At 72.7% G+C, this 16,810-nt stretch carries 15 protein-coding genes; 7 read left to right on the top strand and 8 right to left on the bottom strand.

Features of this window, described 5'->3' with window-relative positions; genetic code table 11:
• Positions 1-71 precede the first annotated feature (71 nt).
• On the top strand, positions 72-737 hold the full coding sequence (locus tag ACZ4E1_RS13945; protein WP_467539051.1) for a TetR/AcrR family transcriptional regulator: 666 nt from the start codon (positions 72-74) through the stop codon (positions 735-737).
• Between the two features lie 112 nt (positions 738-849).
• Positions 850-3,144: an MMPL family transporter gene (locus tag ACZ4E1_RS13940; RefSeq protein ID WP_467539050.1), complete on the top strand. Its 2,295-nt coding sequence runs from the start codon at positions 850-852 to the stop codon at positions 3,142-3,144.
• A 7-nt stretch (positions 3,145-3,151) separates the two neighbouring features.
• Here the strand turns inward: ACZ4E1_RS13940 and ACZ4E1_RS13935 are convergent, their stop codons facing one another.
• Complete coding sequence (locus ACZ4E1_RS13935) at positions 3,152-3,682, bottom strand: hypothetical protein (protein ID WP_467539048.1); 531 nt, start codon at positions 3,680-3,682, stop codon at positions 3,152-3,154.
• 289 nt (positions 3,683-3,971) lie between these two features.
• Here ACZ4E1_RS13935 and ACZ4E1_RS13930 point away from each other — a divergent pair, with 289 nt between their 5' ends.
• Positions 3,972-4,466, top strand: a complete 495-nt coding sequence (locus ACZ4E1_RS13930; RefSeq protein ID WP_467539047.1) for a GtrA family protein — start codon at positions 3,972-3,974, stop codon at positions 4,464-4,466.
• On the opposite strand, the gene ACZ4E1_RS13925 is transcribed toward ACZ4E1_RS13930, so the two are convergent.
• Entirely contained in the window at positions 4,454-5,581 is a 1,128-nt protein-coding gene (locus ACZ4E1_RS13925; protein ID WP_467539046.1) for an ABC transporter substrate-binding protein, read from the bottom strand. The genes ACZ4E1_RS13930 and ACZ4E1_RS13925 overlap by 13 nt on opposite strands.
• A gap of 77 nt (positions 5,582-5,658) precedes the next feature.
• Positions 5,659-6,666 carry a helix-turn-helix domain-containing protein gene (locus ACZ4E1_RS13920; protein ID WP_467539045.1) on the bottom strand — a complete coding sequence of 336 codons (1,008 nt, stop codon included), beginning with the start codon at positions 6,664-6,666 and terminating at the stop codon, positions 5,659-5,661.
• 94 nt (positions 6,667-6,760) lie between these two features.
• Between ACZ4E1_RS13920 and ACZ4E1_RS13915 the strand changes: the two genes are divergently transcribed.
• On the top strand, positions 6,761-8,317 hold the full coding sequence (locus ACZ4E1_RS13915) for an alpha/beta hydrolase (protein WP_467539043.1): 1,557 nt from the start codon (positions 6,761-6,763) through the stop codon (positions 8,315-8,317).
• Positions 8,318-8,549: 232 nt separating this feature from the next.
• Here ACZ4E1_RS13915 and ACZ4E1_RS13910 read toward each other — a convergent pair whose 3' ends face one another.
• A complete protein-coding gene (locus ACZ4E1_RS13910) occupies positions 8,550-9,440 on the bottom strand; it encodes an alpha/beta fold hydrolase (RefSeq protein WP_467539041.1) in 891 nt (296 codons plus the stop codon).
• Between the two features lie 57 nt (positions 9,441-9,497).
• Here ACZ4E1_RS13910 and ACZ4E1_RS13905 point away from each other — a divergent pair, with 57 nt between their 5' ends.
• Both ACZ4E1_RS13905 and ACZ4E1_RS13900 read left to right on the top strand, forming a co-directional pair.
• Positions 9,498-9,971 (top strand): MarR family winged helix-turn-helix transcriptional regulator, encoded by a 474-nt coding sequence (locus ACZ4E1_RS13905; RefSeq protein ID WP_467539039.1) that lies wholly within the window; start codon positions 9,498-9,500, stop codon positions 9,969-9,971.
• 289 nt (positions 9,972-10,260) lie between these two features.
• Complete coding sequence (locus ACZ4E1_RS13900; protein ID WP_467539595.1) at positions 10,261-11,550, top strand: DUF5933 domain-containing protein; 1,290 nt, start codon at positions 10,261-10,263, stop codon at positions 11,548-11,550.
• A 91-nt stretch (positions 11,551-11,641) separates the two neighbouring features.
• On the opposite strand, the gene ACZ4E1_RS13895 is transcribed toward ACZ4E1_RS13900, so the two are convergent.
• From ACZ4E1_RS13895 to cynR, 4 genes are all read right to left on the bottom strand, one after another.
• The gene (locus tag ACZ4E1_RS13895) at positions 11,642-12,679 is read right to left on the bottom strand and encodes a hypothetical protein (RefSeq protein WP_467539037.1); all 1,038 of its coding nucleotides are present in this window, start codon (positions 12,677-12,679) and stop codon (positions 11,642-11,644) included.
• A gap of 90 nt (positions 12,680-12,769) precedes the next feature.
• Positions 12,770-13,465, bottom strand: a complete 696-nt coding sequence (locus ACZ4E1_RS13890) for an alpha/beta fold hydrolase (protein WP_467539035.1) — start codon at positions 13,463-13,465, stop codon at positions 12,770-12,772.
• A gap of 27 nt (positions 13,466-13,492) precedes the next feature.
• On the bottom strand, positions 13,493-15,010 hold the full coding sequence (locus tag ACZ4E1_RS13885; RefSeq protein WP_467539033.1) for an MFS transporter: 1,518 nt from the start codon (positions 15,008-15,010) through the stop codon (positions 13,493-13,495).
• A gap of 66 nt (positions 15,011-15,076) precedes the next feature.
• Positions 15,077-15,985, bottom strand: coding sequence for a transcriptional regulator CynR (gene cynR, locus ACZ4E1_RS13880; protein ID WP_467539031.1), 909 nt, complete (start codon positions 15,983-15,985; stop codon positions 15,077-15,079).
• Positions 15,986-16,125: 140 nt separating this feature from the next.
• Here cynR and ACZ4E1_RS13875 point away from each other — a divergent pair, with 140 nt between their 5' ends.
• On the top strand, positions 16,126-16,746 hold the full coding sequence (locus ACZ4E1_RS13875; RefSeq protein ID WP_467539030.1) for a carbonic anhydrase: 621 nt from the start codon (positions 16,126-16,128) through the stop codon (positions 16,744-16,746).
• Positions 16,747-16,810: the final 64 nt, after the last annotated feature.

Genomic DNA, 16,810 nt, shown 5'->3' with positions numbered 1-16,810 from the left:
GTTGACATGTGTCTACTTAGGCTCTCTCAGCGTCCCGCGCCGGTAGACGTATGTCAACTAAGCTGCTGTCCGTGCCTCCCCGCCAGCGCCTCTCTCCCGCCGACCGCCACGCCCAGCTCCTGTCCGTGGGCGCCCGGCTCTTCGCCGCGCACCCGTACGCGGACGTGCTGATGGAGCAGGTCGCGGAGGCGGCCGGTGTCTCCCGGGCTCTGCTGTACCGGCACTTCCCCAGCAAGCACGCGCTGTTCGCGGCGGTGTACCAGGAGGCGGCGGACCAACTGCTCGCCGGGACGCGCTTCGATCCGGCCGCGTCACTGGTGGAGCAGCTCACGCAGGGGATGGACGTCCATCTCGACTACTTCATCGCCAACCGGAACGCGGTGCTCGCCGCGAACCGGGTCCTCGCGGGCGACCCCGTGATCCAGACGATCATGACGAGCGAGCTCGACTCCCTGCGCGCACGCCTGCTGGCCGTGCTCCCGCTGACGGACGAGCACGCTCGTGAGGCCGTGTCCGGCGTGCTGAAGAGCTGGCTGGTCTTCGTGCGGGTCCTGTGCGTCGACTGGCTCACGCACGAGACGTGCACGCGCACGCAGTTGCGCGATGTCTGCATCGGTGCGGCGATCGGCGCGCTGCGCCCGCTGCTCGCGGAGGACCCGGCGCCCGACTGGCCGCGCCACAGCCCTGCGCAGGGTGACGCGGAAGGCGACGCGGACCCGGCCCACCGCACTCCGTAGGGCTCCGGCGGGAGGCTCCGCGGCGCCCCGCGCTCGCCAGGACGAGGCGATCGTGCCGGGCGTTTAATGGATGCAGGAGCGTTGGGGGGCCGATCCCGCCCAGGAGCAGCGCATGTCCCGGACCCCGAGCACGTCGTCGCCGAGGGATGCGAACCGGGGCGGGGTGCTGCGGAGGCTGGGCGAGTGGTGTGCCCGGCATTTCGTGATCGTCGTGGTCGCCTGGCTGGTCGTCCTGGCGGCGCTGCAGGTGCTCAACCGGTCGTTCGGCGGCGAGTACTCGGACGACTTCTCGCTCCCCGGTGTGCAGTCCTCCGAAGGGCTCGACGTCCTGAAGGAACACGATCCGGCGGCCGGCGGGTACAGCAGCCAGATCGTGCTGCAGGACGGGAAGGATCCGCTGTCCTCGGTGAGCGGCCAGATGGGGCAGACGGTCGGTGACCTGACGAAGCTGCCGCACGTGCTGTCGGCGCAGAACCCGCTGGCGGCGGGCGGCACCCAGCCGTCGTCGAGTTCGGGACAGAAGACCTCCCCGGCGAACGTGGGTCCGCTGTCCGACGACGGCAAGACCGGTTACATCACGGTCCGCTTTGACGTACAGCCCTCCACGCTCGGCGACGACTACCTCCACGGCGTGGACAGCGCCGTGCAGCCGCTGCGCGCGGCGGGGGTCGACGTCGAGTACGGCGGTCCGCTCGGTGAGCTGGCACGGCCGCCCGCGGACGACCGGGTGAGCGAGGCGATCGGTTTCGCGGTGGCGATCGTGGTGCTCGTCATCGGGTTCGGCAGCGTCATCGCCGCCGCGCTTCCGCTGGTCACGGCGCTGCTCGCGGTGCTCGGCGGGCTGGCCTGTCTGGGCCTGCTGGCGTCCGCGTTCACGTTCGCGACGGTGTCACCGACCCTGGCGACGATGATCGGCCTGGGGGTGGGCATCGACTACGCGCTGTTCATCATCACGCGCCACCGGCAGAACCTGATCAACGGGGCCGATCCCGTGCGGGCGGCGGGGCGCGCGACGGCGACGAGCGGGCGGGCGGTGCTGGTCTCGGGTTGCACCGTGATCATCGCGCTGGCCGGCCTCTCGGTGTCCGGGGTGTCGTTCATCAGCAAGCTGGGCCTGGCGGCGGCGGTGACGGTGGTGTCGGCCGTCGCTGGCGCGCTCACCCTCGTCCCGGCCCTGCTCGGGCTCATCGGCCGGCGCATCGACCGGCTGCGGCTGGGCCGGCCCGTCGCGGAGTCCGACGCCGATCCGGAGAAGGCCGCGCACGGCACGTGGCACCGGTACGCGCAGCGGGTGGAGCGGCGGCCCTGGTGGTTCCTGGCGGGTGGGCTCGTCACGGTGCTGGTGCTCGCGATCCCGCTGCTGTCCATCCAGTTGGGGCACATCGGGGACGGCGCCGATCCGACGTCGTTCACGGACCGGCGGGCGTACGACATCATGGCGGACGCGTTCGGGCCGGGTTCCAACGGGCCGCTGACCGTCGTCGTCGACCAGTCGAGCGTGTCCTCGGGGCAGCGGTCGGCGCTCGCCTCGCAGGCGCAGAAGACACTCGACGACGTGGCGGGCGCGGCGGCCGTGACGCCGCTGACCCCGACCGGGGACGGGGACGTGCTGGTCGGCACCGTCTACTCCAAGACCTCGCCGCAGAGCTCGGCCACGACCGATCTCACCAACCGGCTGGTCGACGACACGCTCCCGCAGGCGGTCTCGGGCACGTCGGCGCACGGCTACGTCACGGGAACCACGGCCGCGCAGGTCGACTTCCGGGACATCGTGGCGCACCGGCTGCCGCTCATCATCGCCGTGGTCGTCGCTCTGGCCTTCCTGATCATTCTGATCGTGTTCCGCGGACTGCTCGTCGCGCTGAAGGCCGCCGTGCTCAACGTGCTGTCCATCGCCGCCTCGTACGGCGTGGTGGTGGCCGTCTTCCAGTGGGGCTGGGGCGGTCCCGCGCTCGGCGTCTCGGGGAAGGTCCCGATCGAGAGCTACGTGCCGATGATGATGTTCGCGATCATCTTCGGCCTGAGCATGGACTACGAGATCTTCCTGCTGTCCCGGGTCCACGAGTTCTGGATGCGCTCGGGCGACGCCCGGGCGAGCGTGGCCCACGCACTGGAGATCACCGCGCGGGTGATCACCTGTGCCGCGCTGATCATGGTGAGCGTCTTCGCCGCGTTCATCGTCAGCGACAACATCGTGGTCAAGATGCTCGGACTCGGCCTGGCCGTGAGCGTGTTGATCGACGCGACCGTCGTACGCCTGCTGCTCGTGCCGGCCGTGATGACGCTGCTCGGTTCACATGCGTGGTGGACTCCGCGCCTGCTCGACCGGGTGCTGCCGCACATCGACACGGAGGGCGAGCACGCGGCGGGGGCGAGCACCGCCGGTGCGGGGCCGCCTCAGTCATGAGGCCGGTTCACGCCTGCGGGTCGTCGGCGACGCTCGGGTTGGTCGTGTCGAAGTAGACCCGCCCCGAGCCCTCGTCCAGGTAGAACGCGCCGGTGTACGTGCCCTGCGTCATCCGGCGATCGAAGGACTCACTGCGCAGCCAGCGGGCCCCCTTCGGGGCGAAGGGCAGCAGTTCTTCGGGCACCCGTTCCGGCCGCTCGGGGCGCACGTCGTGTGCGTGCGCCGCCACAAGGGACTTCGTCCTGCCTTCCGTCGGCCGGGCGAAGCCGACCACGCGGACGTCGCTCGGACCCGGGGCCCGCGCATCGGCGACGCCCAGCACCAGGCCGAGCCAGTGCGGGTCGGAGAGCGGACCGAGTGCGGTGAACCGGCGTTCCAGGGGCTCCGGGTCGGTACGCACCTCGACGTCGCCGTCGCCGTCGACGTCGCCGTCGGCCTTGTCGGAGCGCCGCGCCGGCTGCGGCGCGCACGCTGACAGGAACGCCGCCGCGCCCAGCAGGAGCACACTTCTCCGCCCCGATCCCGCGTCAGTGATCATGAATCGGCCTCCCCGTGAACTCTCCCGCCCCCGGGCGTGATCGTAGCCCGGAGGCCACCCGCCGCCGGACGGAACGGCCCGGTGCACGCGGCCCGTTCACTCCCATTCATTGCAACGACAGAGATCGCATTCGTTGCGTTAGACCCAGACTCATTGCAACAACTTTCCTGCCTCTAGCTGGGATTATTCAGTTAGAGCGCAATAATTGTGTTGCCATCTCTTCGAACGCAACGTAGCGTTTCTCATGTCGAGAACGCAGGAGCGCAAGGCGCGAGCAAAGGGGTGGGGCATGGAATCGCTGCAGAGCCGGTCACAGTCGGCACCTGGCGCCGTCGTCGCCTTCGCCCGCTTCACGCTCTGCGGGGGCGGCATCGGCGTCGCCTCCAGCTTCGCCGTGGCCGCGTTGGCCTCCTGGGTCCCCTGGGTGCTGGCCAACGCACTGATCACCGTCGTGTCGACGCTGCTCGCCACCGAGTTGCACGCCCGGTTCACGTTCGGCGCGGGCGGGCGGGCCACCTGGCGGCAGCATGCGCAGGCCGCCGGATCGGCGGGCGCCGCGTACGCGATGACCTGCCTGGCGATGTTCGTCCTGCATCAACTCGCCTCGGACGCGAGCACCTTGACCGAGCAGGGCGTGTACCTCACCGCCTCCGGGCTCGCGGGGATCGCCCGGTTCGCGGTCCTGCGTCTGGTCGTCTTCGCCCGCAACCGGGCACGGACCGTGGCGACTCCCGTCGGCTCCGCCGCACCGGCCGCGCCCCGCGCGCTGTGTCAGGCGGCCTGACCGTCGCGCAGCACCCGGAAGCGGTCCGGGGCCGCCGGATCCCGGTCGACGACCTGGACCGGCAGCCAGGTCCACTGCCACACATGACCGCCCGGCGGGCGGGTGAAGCGGATGCGGCCCCGGGTGCCTTCGATGTCGACGAGCGGCCAGGACTTGGCGATCAGGTCGCGGTCGACGCCGTGGGCGCGGAACACGTCGGTGAGCGCCACGATCGTGTCGTAGCCCTCGAAGGCCACGAAGGAAGGGCCTGAGGGCAGGAGTGCGCGCAGGGCCCGTTCGACCCGCGCACCCAGAGGGGTGAGGGTCTCGGGCAGGTAGCGCAGGAACGGGATCCCCGCGCCGTCGGCGCCGAGCAGCCGGCGCCATTCGGCGAACTCGGGCTGTCCGGCCGGGGCCCCGATCAGCAGGCCGGTCAGGCGAGGGTCCGCGCGCACCGCCTTGACCAGGGGCACGGCCGGTTCCGGGTGGCCGACCAGGAGGAGCAGGGCGGTGGCGCCGGTCGCGACGAGCGCGTCACAGAGGGGCTCGGGGGCGAGACCGGCCGCGTCGAGCGTGGTCACCGTGCCGCCGTGCGGCGCCAGGTGGTCGCGGAGGATCTCGGTGCCGGACGCCCAGTAGACGCTCGGCTGGGCCGCGACGGCGATGTGGGTGTGCCCCTCGGACAGAAGGTGGTCGGCGTACAGGCGCCAGCCGCGGGACTGCGGCGGGGCGATACGCGCGACGTGGTCCGTCGGCCCGTCGACGACGAGTGCGTCGAGGACCGCGGACGAGCAGAGGTACGGCACGCCGAGCGCGGCGGCGGTCGTGGCGGCGGTGCGGGCGACGACGCTGTGGTACTCCCCCACCACGGCGGCCACGCCCGAGGCGGCGAGTTCGGTGACCGCTGCCGCCGCCTTGTCCGGGTCGGCCGCCGTGTCGCGGACGTCCAGGACCAGTGGGCGGCCCGCGACACCTCCGGACGCGTTGACGTCTCGCACGGCCAACTCCAGCCCCGTGAGCAGGTGTCGGCCCGCCTCGGACCAGCCGGGGCGCGTCAGAGGGGCGAGTGCGCCGATCCGGACCGGGGAGGCGTCAGGGGCGGCGGCCTGCGCGCCGGGGTGTGTCGGGGTGACCATGCCGGTCATTTGATCCAGGAGTCCCCCGCAGAGGCAAGCCATTAACGCCCGGTCCCCCACGGCGATCCCGGGGTGGCTCAGACCGCCCGGTGCGCGACGTCGTCGTCGAGGGCCGCCTGAAGCCAGTCGTGGGCCGAGCCGGGTGTGGGCTCCGGGCGCGCACCGGCCGGGGTGATCACCTCGGTCACCAGCTCCCAGTAGCCGTCGAGGCGTGGGTCTCCGGCGAGCTGCCCGGCCAGTTCGCGCCGGAAGGCGGGGGTGTCGCGCCGCTGCCGCACGCGCGCGTAGGTGTCGACGAAGGCGTCGAGCGCCTCGCCCGGCCGCGGGGTCCGGCCCGCCCGCAGGTGGACGCCGGCCAGCTCGTACGCCTCGGCCAGCCCTGCGTACAGGCCCGCCACCTCGCGCGGGCCCGCCTCCTGATGAGCCGTGGGCTGGGTGGGCCGGGCCGGCGAGCACGGCCGGGAAACCATCGCGTGCAGGCGGGCGAAGGCGAGGACCTGGCCGGGCCCCGGCGCGTCGGGCACCTGCGGCACCGCCGCGTCGAGGAACGCCGCGGTCGCCCGCGCGGGCATCCGCACGGGCAGCCAGCCGCGCCAAAAGCGGGCCAGGGCGTCCGTGGTCGGCGGGCTGCCGAGCGAACCGACGAGGCGCAGCGTCGCGGCACGTTCGCGGGGAGCGCTCTGCCGGACGAGCTGGAGGGCGGCCTCCTGCCAGCGCAGCGCCTTCAACTGTCCGCCCAGCGCGTGCAGTTGCTGCTCCACCGCGTCGGCGAACGCGGTGTCCGCGGTCGACGCCTCGGCCTCGGCCGCTTCCTCGTACGGGTCGGCGTGATCGGGGCCGGGCCCGGGATCGTGCGCGTCCAGGATCGGGCGGATCTGCGGGAGCGCGAGGCCCAGTCCGCGCAGGGACCGGATCAGCCGCAGCTGTTCGAGCGCCTCGGGGCCGAAACGGCGGTGGCCGCCGCCGCTGCGTTCCCGTTCGGGCAGCAGGCCGCTCTCGCAGTAGAAGCGCACCGTCTTCACCGTCGTGCCCGCACGCTCGGCGAGCTCCCCGATGCTCCACCGTCCGTCGTCGTCCACCCGCACTTGAACCTCCCTCAGGGGGAGTTTCTAACCTACCGGCGGCCGGGGACGCACGCCGGTTCTCCAGGCCACCAGCAGACCGAGCGGGGAGTGTGACATGAGCGTGTTCATCGTGGTCCCGGGCTTCTTCACGGACGCCGGGACCTGGGCGGAATCGGCCCGGAGGCTGACCGAGGCCCTGCCCGGGGCCGAGATCCGCGTCGTCGGCCTTTCCGGTGCCGACGCGGCGGCGGCCGGAAGCATCACCCTGAACGCCCACATCGAGCAGGTCGTCGCCGCCGTCGACGCCGCCGGGGTCCCCACGGAACGGGACATCGTCCTCGTAGGACACGACTACGGCGTCTTTCCGGCGCAGGGGGCCGCCGACCGCCGGGCCGAGCGCATCGCCCGGATCGTCTACATCGACTCCCCGATTCCCGCCGACGGAACACCGGCACTGGCCGCCGTGCCCGACCAGTCGCTGCGCGCGTCCTTGTTCGCTCAGGGGGCGGCGCGGGGTGCGGGAGCCGGAGACGCGGTCCCGGTGCCCGCGCCGGAGCAGTGGCAGTACTGGGGCAGCGTCCGGGACCTCTCCGGCGCCGCGCTCGAACAGCTCACCGCCGCGGCCACGCCCCACCCCGTCGCCACACTGACCGAGCCGCTGAAGCTGACGGGAGCGGCTGCCGGCATCCCCACCACCGGCATCCTCTGCCACTACAACGGCGCCTCGATCGAGACCGTGCGGATGCGGATCCGCTTCGGCGATCCGATGCTCGCCGCGCTGGTCCGCCCGGACGTCACCTTCTTCGAACTCCCCACCGGTCACTGGCCGATGCTCACCCACCCCGACCTGCTCGCGCGGACCCTGATCGCCGCGGCGGCGGGCGAGGGCGAGCGGCTCGACGCGCCACCAACCGAGCCGGAGGCGGCCGAGGGCCCGGGCACCTTCCTCCTCGACGTACCGCCGCTGCCGCGCGAACGCCACGGAAGCCTCGATCTGTACCTGCCCGAGGGAAGCGAGGGCGCGCACGAACTCCCCCTGCCCGCCGTCCTGTTCATCCACGGCGGGCCCGTCCCGAAGGGCGTCGAGCCGACGCCGCGCGACTGGCCGGCCCTCACCGGGTACGCCCGTCACGCGGCCTCGCTCGGAGTCCTGGGCGCCACCGTCGACCACCGGCTGTACGACGTGACCGATTATCCGGTGGCCGCCGGTGACCTGGCCGACGCTGTCCAGGCGCTGCGCGACGACCCGCGCATCGACGGCGACCGGATCGCCCTGTGGTTCCTGTCCGGCAGCGGACCTCTGACCGCCGAGTGGCTCGACGGGCCGCCGTCCTGGCTGCGCTGCCTGGTCGCCTGCTACCCGATCATGGCGCCGATGCCCAACTGGGGCGTGCCGGCCGGGCGGTTCCGTCCGGCCGAGGCGATCGGCCGCGCGGGCTCGCTGCCGATCGTCGTCCTGCGCCCGGAGCTGGAGCAGCCGGTGTTCGCGGACACGGTCGACCAGTTCCTGCGGTCCGCCGACGCCACGGAGGGATCGGTGGTCGAGGTCATCGAGATTCGCGGTGCGCGGCACGGATTCGAGGGCCTGGACCACACGGACGCCGCGCGCGACGCGGTCCGGCGCGCGGTCGCGTACGTCCTCGACCGGCTCGGGGCGTCGGGCGACGCCTGACGGTCACGCGCGGTGGGGGGCCGGGGCCCCCGGCGCCGGGGCGCCCCCCCGCCCCCCCCCCCCGCCCCGGCCCCGGCGGCCCCCGGGGGGGGGGGGGGGGGGGGGCGGGGCGGGGGGGGGGGGGGGGGGGGGCGCCGCGGGGGGGGGGGGGCGGGGGGGGGCCCCCCCCCCCCCGCCCCCCCCCCCCCCCCCCCGCGCTCCCCCTCCGCGGCCAGGTCCAGAAGGACCGGGTTCAGAGGGCGTCGAGGAACTCGAGCAGGATCGCGTTGAACCGTTCCGGCTGTTCGAGGTTGGTGTAATGGCCGGCGCCCTCGATGACGACGGACCGTCCGTCGGGGACGGTGTCGACGAGCCGGCCGGCGGCGGCGAGGAGGTCGTCCGGTTCGAGCGAGCCGTTGACGGCGAGGACGGGCACGTCGATCTTCGGGACGCGGGACCAGGTGTCGGTCATCGGCGTGTGCAGGTTCGGTTCGCCGGGGCTGTGCTTGGACAGGGTGTGCAGCGCCATCTCGCGCAGGCGGCGCAGGATGACGGGGTCGATGTCCTCCATCCGGCGGTGGGCGCCGGGGACGACGCGCAGGAACGCCGCGAGCCAGCCCTCGATGTCACCGGCCGCCATGGTGCGCGCATACTCGGCGAGGATCTCCCGGTACCAGGGATCGCTGTACTCGAACTCGCTGGTCGCGGCCCCGCAGGCGACCACGGCGCGCACCAGGTCCGGGTGTTCGAGGACGGTGTCGGTGGCGATCGCGCCGCCCATCGAGAGCCCGACCAGTACGGCGGGACCGGCGTCGAGGTGGCGCAGGAGCGCGGCGAGGTCGTCGGCCCAGCGGAACGGCTCGGTCGCGTTGGCCGAGAAGCCGTGGCCGCGTACGTCCGGGGCGATCACGCGGTGACGGACGGCGAGGGCGGGGATCTGCGCCTCGAAGAGGCGGTGGTCGACGAAGCCGGCGTGGAGCAGCACCACCAGGTCGCCGGCGCCCGCGTCGAGGTAGGCGAGGTCTCCGTCCGCCGAACCGAAGAAGCGCAGCGAGCCCGGGTCACGCCCTGGAGCACGGCCCGCAGCAGATTCCGAAGCACGATCCGAGGCACGATCCGAGGCACGATCTGAAGCGGCATTCATGACAACCAAGGTGTCATCTTGGAGGCCACTTGGCAACCCAGGTGTCATGATGTCCGGGTGACCGCTTCCGGAGCCCCGCTCCCTCCCGACGCACTCGGCCGCCGCCTCACCGAGGTCTACGACCTGGTGGGCCCGCTGTACCGGCGTGCCCAGCGCAGCGTCGAACACGGCCTGACGCGCGACGGCCTGAGCGTCGGCGTACGCGCCGTGCTCACGCTGCTGCGGCGCAACGGGCCGATGACCGTGCCGCAGATGGGCCGGGCGCAGGAGATCAGCCGACAGTTCGTGCAGCGCATGGTGAACGAGGCGGCGGACGCCGGTCTCGTCGAGAGCATCCCGAACCCGGCGCACCGGCGCTCGTCCCTCATCCGGCTCACGACCGCGGGCGAGCAGCGCATCGACGCCGTGCTGGACCGCGAACACGCGCTGCTCCGGCAGGTCGGCGGCGATCTGACGGAGGCGGAGGTCGCCACCTGCCTGCGGGTGCTCGGCGCGATGCTGCACGCGCTCGACGACGTGGACGCCGACTGACACCACCGGTCCACCGCTCGGCCCGGGCGGGAAACGGCGGCTCCGACACGGTCACGGACGATTCCCTGTGATGCCCCTGTCAGGCGCATCTTCCTGCCGTTAGCATGTTCGAACTCATGACGATCACACCGATCGCATGCTCTTCACCGGAAATTCATGCCATACCGAGCCGACAGATGACCAACTGCCCCGAACCCACCGATGAGTCAGGCAAGTGAACCCCACACCACCACGAATACCTTCACAGCGCCGCGGCGAACTCCCCGCTCCCCGGCAACGGACACGCACCCTGCTCTGGTCGGCGGCGGGCGTCGTGACGCTCGTCTTCTTCGTCGCGCTGGAGATCGTGGCGCGCCGGTACGGCCAGCTCGGTCCGCTCACCGTTCAGGCGCAGGAGATCGTCCTCGCGCCGCGCTCGGGGCCCCTGCTCTACGCCGGTCTGGCGCTGACGATGGTCGTGCTCACCTGGCGGCAGCGGGCCATCGCACTGGCCTGCGCGATCGGCATCGACCTGGTGTTCCTGCTGGTGCGCCTCGTGGTGGGCGGCAGTCTCCAGTTCGGCAACGGCGCCCTGTGGGTGACCCTCGGGCTCGCCGTCCTGGCCGTCGTGCGCCGCACCGGCGCGGAGCGGCTCCTGCTCCTCAAGGGCGTCGGGCTCGGCATGCTGCTGGTGCTCGGTCACAAGACGGGTGACACCTGGCTGCTCATCACGTCCAAGACCCGCCCGGACGTCCTGGACCCCTACGTGGCCACCGCCGACCACGCGCTCGCCAACCCGTCGTGGCTGGTCGGCCAGGTCGTCGAGGCCACGAACCCGTTCAGCGGCCACTTCCTGCACCTGGTCTACGGCCAACTGCCGCTCGCCGCGGCCCTCGTGGGCCTGTACCAGCTGCGCAACGTGGCGGCCGAGCGGCGCTTCCCGGCCCATCACCTCGTCCGCACGTTCCTCGCCATAGGCCTGCTCGGTCCCGCGATCTACATGATCTTCCCGGTCGTCGGCCCCATCTACGCGTACGGCGCCGAGGGCGGCCAGTGGGCGGCGGCCAACGTGTGGCCCGACGCGCTGCCCACCATCGGCGTCCCGCACCCGATCCCGTTCGACGAGATCACGCCGCGCAACTGCATGCCGAGTCTGCACACCGCGTGGGCGACCAGCCTGTTCATCCACACCCGCAAGGGGTCGCGCGGCATGCGCTGGGCGGGCACGTTCTGGCTCGTCGCCACGCTCACCGCGACCCTCGGCTTCGGCTACCACTACGGGGTGGACCTCGTCGCCGGTGTGGTGTTCGCCCTCACGATCGAGGCGGCCATGCGGGCGTTCGCGCACGGCTGGGACGTCTCGGCGACGCGGCTCGTCTCCTACGGCACCGCGGTCTTCACCGTGTTCCTGATCGCGTACCGCTGGCTGCCGACCGAGATGGCCGCCTACCCGTGGGCCTTCGGCCCGCTCCTGCTCGCGCTGCTCGGCTCGGTGATCGCGCTGTACGCGCGGACGACGGCGCTGTGGGACGAGGCGGAAACGGCGCCTGCGGCGAAGCCGGTGGCCCGTCCTGCGGACGCCCAGCCGGAACTCGCCTAGCGCGGCTCCTCCGCCCCGGCACAGCACAGCGGCCGGTCGTTCGTGACGTCACGAACGACCGGCCGCTGTGCTGTGCCGGGGTGCGGGTCGGTCAGTCCCCGTACCCGGGCCGGCCGGGCTCCTCGCAGGTGCAGTCCTCCTTGGACGGCGCGACCGTGAAGTCGACGCCCGTCGCGTCGCCGTGCGCGGCGTCGGCCTTCTCGGTGTCCGCGCCCTTCACGTCGTAGCCGTCCGGCGGGGTGACATGGACCGTGTAGCCGCCGGAGGCCACGTCGGAGAAGGTGTAGTCCCCGTCCGCGTCGGGCGTGGCGGTGACAGGCTCGTTGGCGTCGTCCAGGACGGGCGTGCCGTCGGGCCGGTTCAGCTCGAGGACCGTGCCCTCCGGGAGCGGGTCACCGCTCTCGGTCGCGACGTTGCCGCTGACGTGCGCCGTCTGCGCGGCGAACCACACCTGGTACGAGGGGATGCCGGTCTTGACGGAGAAGGTCAGGGTGAGGGTGCGGACCTCGGCGGTGGGGCGCAGCCAGCCGGAGGCGCCGGAGGTGTCGGTGCCGCTGCCGTGCAGGGTCTGCGTCGCCGCGTCCCAGGTGGGCTCGTCGGTGTACGTGCCGCCCGTGCAGGTGGAGGGGCGGGGGCTGGCGTCGCAGTAGTTGAACGACTCCTGGAAACCGAGCTGCTGCGCGGTCAGCGCCTGTCCGTCCGGGCCGGTGGCGGTGATCTTCACGTCGTCGGCGTCGATGTCGCCGAGCGCGATGCCCCAGCCACCGGGCGTCGGGACCTGGTCGAACGTGAAGCTGGTGGTCGACGGGGTGCGGCCGGAGGCGGTGGCGAGGTTCAGATAGGGCGTGCCCTGCGAGGATCCGTAGACCTGGCCGAACGGGGTCTGCTCGCCGAGGAAGGCGGAGCCGCCGGCCGAGACGCCCGGCCGGGTGCTGTTCGTCGTGAACGTCCCCTGCGGACCGCCGGTCGCGGCGGTGGTCACCGTTCCGGTGGAGGCCGGCGGCGCCGCGTCCAGGGTGTACCGGGCGTACTCGGCACCGTCTGCGGCGGCCGGTGCGGCGGTGAGGCCGACGGCGACGAACGCGGCGGCGGTCACGGGCACCCAGCGGGAGGATCTGCGGAAGCGCATGAAGTGGCTTTCTGGTCGACTGCGGTGTCGACGGACAGAATCCATGATCTCCATACAAATCAGCCGCAAGGGGGCGGCGCGCCCCGCAAATTACACCCCGCCGCCGCTCAGGAAAGGCAGCACCGCGTCGAGGAACGCGTGAGGGCGCGTGTGGTGGACGAGATGGCCGGCCGGGATCGTGACGAGGCGGGCGTCGGGAACGCGCCGGGCGAGTTCGGCGATGTCCTCCTGCGGCACGTGGCTCGCAGGGCCGCCCGCGACGGCGAGCGTCGGGGCGGTGATGTCCCGGAGTCCTTCCGCCCAGGCGGGGTCGGGGTGGTCGAGCTGCGCGCGGATCGCGGCCACGACGCCCCAGTCGAAGGAGAGCTCGCCGTCCGGCCGGGTCGCGGGCTTCGGATCGCGGGGCCGCAGCAGCGGGACGTCCTCGAGGACGAGCCGGCGGACGCGCGCGGGCCGGTGCATCGCGAGCAGAGCGGCCACGACGCCGCCCATCGAGTGCCCGACGACATCGACACGGTCGAGGCCCAGCACGTCGAGACACCCGAGGACGTCGTCGCGCATCGCTTCGACGCTGTACGTACCGGGCCACTCGCTGCGGCCGTGCCCGCGCAGATCGAGGGCGTGCACCCGGTGCGTGCGGGCGAGGGCGGGAGCGACGCCGGACCAGTCGCGGCTGTCCTCCCCCAGGGCGTGCAGCAGGAGAAGGGGCGGCCCGGCGTCAGGCCCGCTGATCCGGCAGGCCGACCGGAGGGATCCCGCCCGCACGATGCGGAGTTCGTCGTTCATGACCCCGACCTTGCCGTGCCCCCCGGCTCATTCGCCAGGGATCGACCGGGCGGAACGGCCCTGTTCACCGACTGCTGAAGCCGCCCGCCGCGGCGCCGCGTCCGGGACCGGGCGCGGGATCCGGCGGGGCGGCCCCGCCAGGGACGCCGTGGCGATCGCCGCGAGAAGGAGGGCGACCAGGGGGCACCAGATCGCCAGGGTGAAGCCCTCCAGAGCCGCGGCCCGGGCGCCGCCCGCCGCCGTGTCCGCCACGCTCGCGGCGACCGTGTTGAAGACCGCCGAGCCGATCGAACCACCCACCTGCTGAGCCGAGTTCACGGCGGCGGACGCGATGCCGGAGTCCTGCTCGGGGACGTTCGAGGTGACGCCGGTCATGATGGCGAGGAAGCTGCCGCCGTTGCCGACGCTGAAGGTGACGAGCGCGGGAAGGACGTCTCCCGCGTACGTGGAGTCCGGCGTCAGGAGCGTGAGCTGGAAGAGGCCGCACGCGGAGATGAACAGGCCGGCGGTCATCATGACGCGGGGCCCGAAGCGGGGCAGCAGACGGGTGCCGAGCTGGGTGGCGGTGCCCGTGGTCACGAGGCTGATCGGCAGGAAACCGAGGCCGCTGGCGACGGCGGACCAGTCCAGGACGGTCTGCAGGTAGTACGTGAGATAGAGCGCGACGGACAGCTGGCCCGCCATGAGGGCGGCGCCCGCGAGCAGGGAGGCGACGCGGCGGCGGTCCTTCATGAGGCGCGGCGGGAGCAGCGGGGTCGTCGCGCGGGTCTGCCACCAGGCGAAGGCGCCGAGCATGACCGATCCGCCGACCAGGGAGCCGAGCACGGTCGGACCGGTCCAGCCCTGCGCCTCGGCCTGGCTGCAGCCGTAGACGAGAGCGGTCAGGCCGCCGCAGCCGAGCACGGCACCGGCGATGTCGATCCGGCCGGTGAGGCGGCACGTGAGGTCCGGCGGGGTCCAGACGGTGCCGAGCAGGGCGGCGAGGGCGATGGGCACGTTGACCAGGAGGCACCAGCGCCAGCCGAACCACTGGGTGAGGAAGCCGCCGAGGACGACACCGAGCGAGGCGCCGGCGCCCCCGAGCGCGCCGAAGAGGGCGATGGCGCGGCGGCGTTCGCGCGGGTCGGTGAAGGTCGTCGCGACGAGCGCGAGCGCGGAAGCGGCGAGCAGCGCGGCGAACGCGCCCTGGACGGCGCGCGCCGCGAACAGTGCCTGCGCGGTGGGCGCGAGGCCGGCCCCGGCGGAGGCGAGCGCGAAGCCGCCGAGGCCGATCGCGAAGACCCGCTTGCGGCCCACGTGGTCGGCCACGCGCCCGGCGAGCAGGAGGAGGCCGCCGAAGGCGACGGTGTAGGAGGTGACCACCCAGGGGCGGTCGCCGTCGCTCATGCCGAGTTCGGTCTGCAGGGACGGCAGGGCCACGTTCACGATCGTGCTGTCGAGCAGGATCATCAGCTGGGCCAGCCCGAGGACGCTCAGCGCCCACCAGCGGCGCGGATGCGGGGAGGAGGCGGTCGGGGCGGCGGCTGAGGACGACGGCACAGGCATGTCACTTTTTGTATACCAAACGCGACCCCGAGGCAAAGATGGGATCCCGAATTGGCCGAGGCCCCGTCAGGCGGGCGCGTATCCCCGTTCCCGTACGAGCCCGTGCGCGAGGGCGGTGAACGCGCGGGCGGCCGCGCTGCGGTAGCCGCTCTCGCGGTGCAGGAGCGCGACGCGGCGGGCGGGCAGCGGCGGATCGAGCGCGACGGGAACGAGGTGCGGGTGGTCGTCCGTGACGGCGTCGGGCAGCACGGTGGCGAGCCCCGGGACGCGCTGCACGATCTCGGTGATCGCCTGGACGGAGTTGGCCTCGACGACGATGGGCGGGGTGACGCGATGCCCGGCGAGGTAGGCGTCGACGTGTTCGCGGGTCACGAAGTCACTGCTGAGCAGGGCGAGTTGCTGCTCGGCGAGGCCGCGTACCGGCAGTGCGGCGCGGTCCGGGTCCGGTGCGCCGGGCCCGGCGACGACCAGACTCAGGGTCTCGGTGAACAGGGCGTCGGCGCCGATCCCGGGCAGATGCGGCCCCTCGAAGGCGATGCCGAGGTCGATCTCGTCGGCCAGCAGGCTCGCCTCCATCCGGTCCTTGGCCATCTCGCGCACGTCGAGCGTGATGCCGGGGTGCCGCTCGTGCATCGCACGCACGAGCGGGCCGATCAGGTACGCGGTGAAGGTCGGCGTCATCGCGAGGCGCAGATGACCGCGTGAGAGATCGGCGACGTCGAGCACGGCACGGTCGGCGGCGGCCAGGTCCCGCAGTGCGCGGCGCGCGTAGTGGACGTAGGCCTCGCCGGCGTCCGTGAGGCGCACGCCGCGTCCGCCGCGGTCGAGGAGTTGGGCGCCGACCACCCGCTCCAGCTGCTTGATCTGCTGGGACAGCGTGGGCTGCGAAATGCGCAGTTCCTCCGCGGCCCGAGTGAAGTTCCCGTTCTCCGCCACGGCGATGAGATAGCGGAGATGTCGCAGCTCAGGACCCATGTGAGCACTATAGGACGGCTCGCCATAGATGGCATCGATAGGAGTCATGGATATCAAGTCTTGGACACTATAGGGCCAGGTCGTGCAGGGTTGCTTCTGCCGGCCCCCGGGGCTCGGCAGAAACCCGAAGGGAGTGACGGATGGACAAGCTTTTCGACGGTGTCGCGCATTTCCGCCGCGACGTCTTCCCCGGCAAGCGAGACCTGTTCGCCCAGCTCGCGTCGGAGCACCGGCCGGAGACGCTGTTCATCGGCTGCTCCGACGCCCGGGTGCCCCCCGAGCTGATCACGCAGAGCGAGCCGGGCCAGCTGTTCGTCATCCGGACCGCGGGCAATCTGGTCCCGGCGTACGCGCCGGGGTCGGACGGCGTCGCCGCGAGCATCGAGTACGCCGTCTCCGTGCTCGGCGTCCAGGACATCGTCGTGTGCGGGCACTCGTCCTGCGGGGCGATGACCGCCCTGGCCGAGGAGCACGACCTGTCGGCGGCGCCGGTCATCGCGGACTGGCTGCGGCACGCGGACGGTGCCCGGGCCCGCGCCCGTACGGCCGCCGGTCCGGCCGACGAGTCGGCCTCCTCCCGCGTGGCCACCCTGGTCCGCGCCAACGTGATCGCGCAGTTGCAGAACCTCGGCACCCACCCCTCCGTCGTCAGCGCCCTCGCCGAGCGGCGGCTCACCCTGCACGGCTGGGTGTTCGACATCGCCTCCGGCTCCATGGAGGTGCTCCAGACGGGCACCCGCACCCCGGTGCCGGCCGCCTGACCCACGGGCCGAGCTCCCCACACATTCCCCCCACCTCCCCGGGGGCCGGGACCCCACTCCCGGC

It is taken from the genome of Streptomyces sp. NPDC025806, from assembly GCF_055558275.1.
This window is presented reverse-complemented; position numbering and strand designations above follow the sequence as displayed.

Excerpts from the sequence above, each read along its gene's own strand:
- ACZ4E1_RS13940 (WP_467539050.1), top strand. The coding sequence starts at position 850 with ATGTCCCGGACCCCGAGCACGTCGTCGCCGAGGGATGCGAACCGGGGC.
- ACZ4E1_RS13935 (WP_467539048.1), bottom strand. The coding sequence starts at position 3,682 with ATGATCACTGACGCGGGATCGGGGCGGAGAAGTGTGCTCCTGCTGGGC.
- ACZ4E1_RS13930 (WP_467539047.1), top strand. The coding sequence starts at position 3,972 with ATGGAATCGCTGCAGAGCCGGTCACAGTCGGCACCTGGCGCCGTCGTC.
- ACZ4E1_RS13925 (WP_467539046.1), bottom strand. The coding sequence starts at position 5,581 with ATGGTCACCCCGACACACCCCGGCGCGCAGGCCGCCGCCCCTGACGCC.
- ACZ4E1_RS13915 (WP_467539043.1), top strand. The coding sequence starts at position 6,761 with ATGAGCGTGTTCATCGTGGTCCCGGGCTTCTTCACGGACGCCGGGACC.
- ACZ4E1_RS13910 (WP_467539041.1), bottom strand. The coding sequence starts at position 9,440 with ATGAATGCCGCTTCAGATCGTGCCTCGGATCGTGCCTCGGATCGTGCT.
- ACZ4E1_RS13895 (WP_467539037.1), bottom strand. The coding sequence starts at position 12,679 with ATGCGCTTCCGCAGATCCTCCCGCTGGGTGCCCGTGACCGCCGCCGCG.
- ACZ4E1_RS13890 (WP_467539035.1), bottom strand. The coding sequence starts at position 13,465 with ATGAACGACGAACTCCGCATCGTGCGGGCGGGATCCCTCCGGTCGGCC.
- ACZ4E1_RS13885 (WP_467539033.1), bottom strand. The coding sequence starts at position 15,010 with ATGCCTGTGCCGTCGTCCTCAGCCGCCGCCCCGACCGCCTCCTCCCCG.
- cynR (WP_467539031.1), bottom strand. The coding sequence starts at position 15,985 with ATGGGTCCTGAGCTGCGACATCTCCGCTATCTCATCGCCGTGGCGGAG.
- ACZ4E1_RS13875 (WP_467539030.1), top strand. The coding sequence starts at position 16,126 with ATGGACAAGCTTTTCGACGGTGTCGCGCATTTCCGCCGCGACGTCTTC.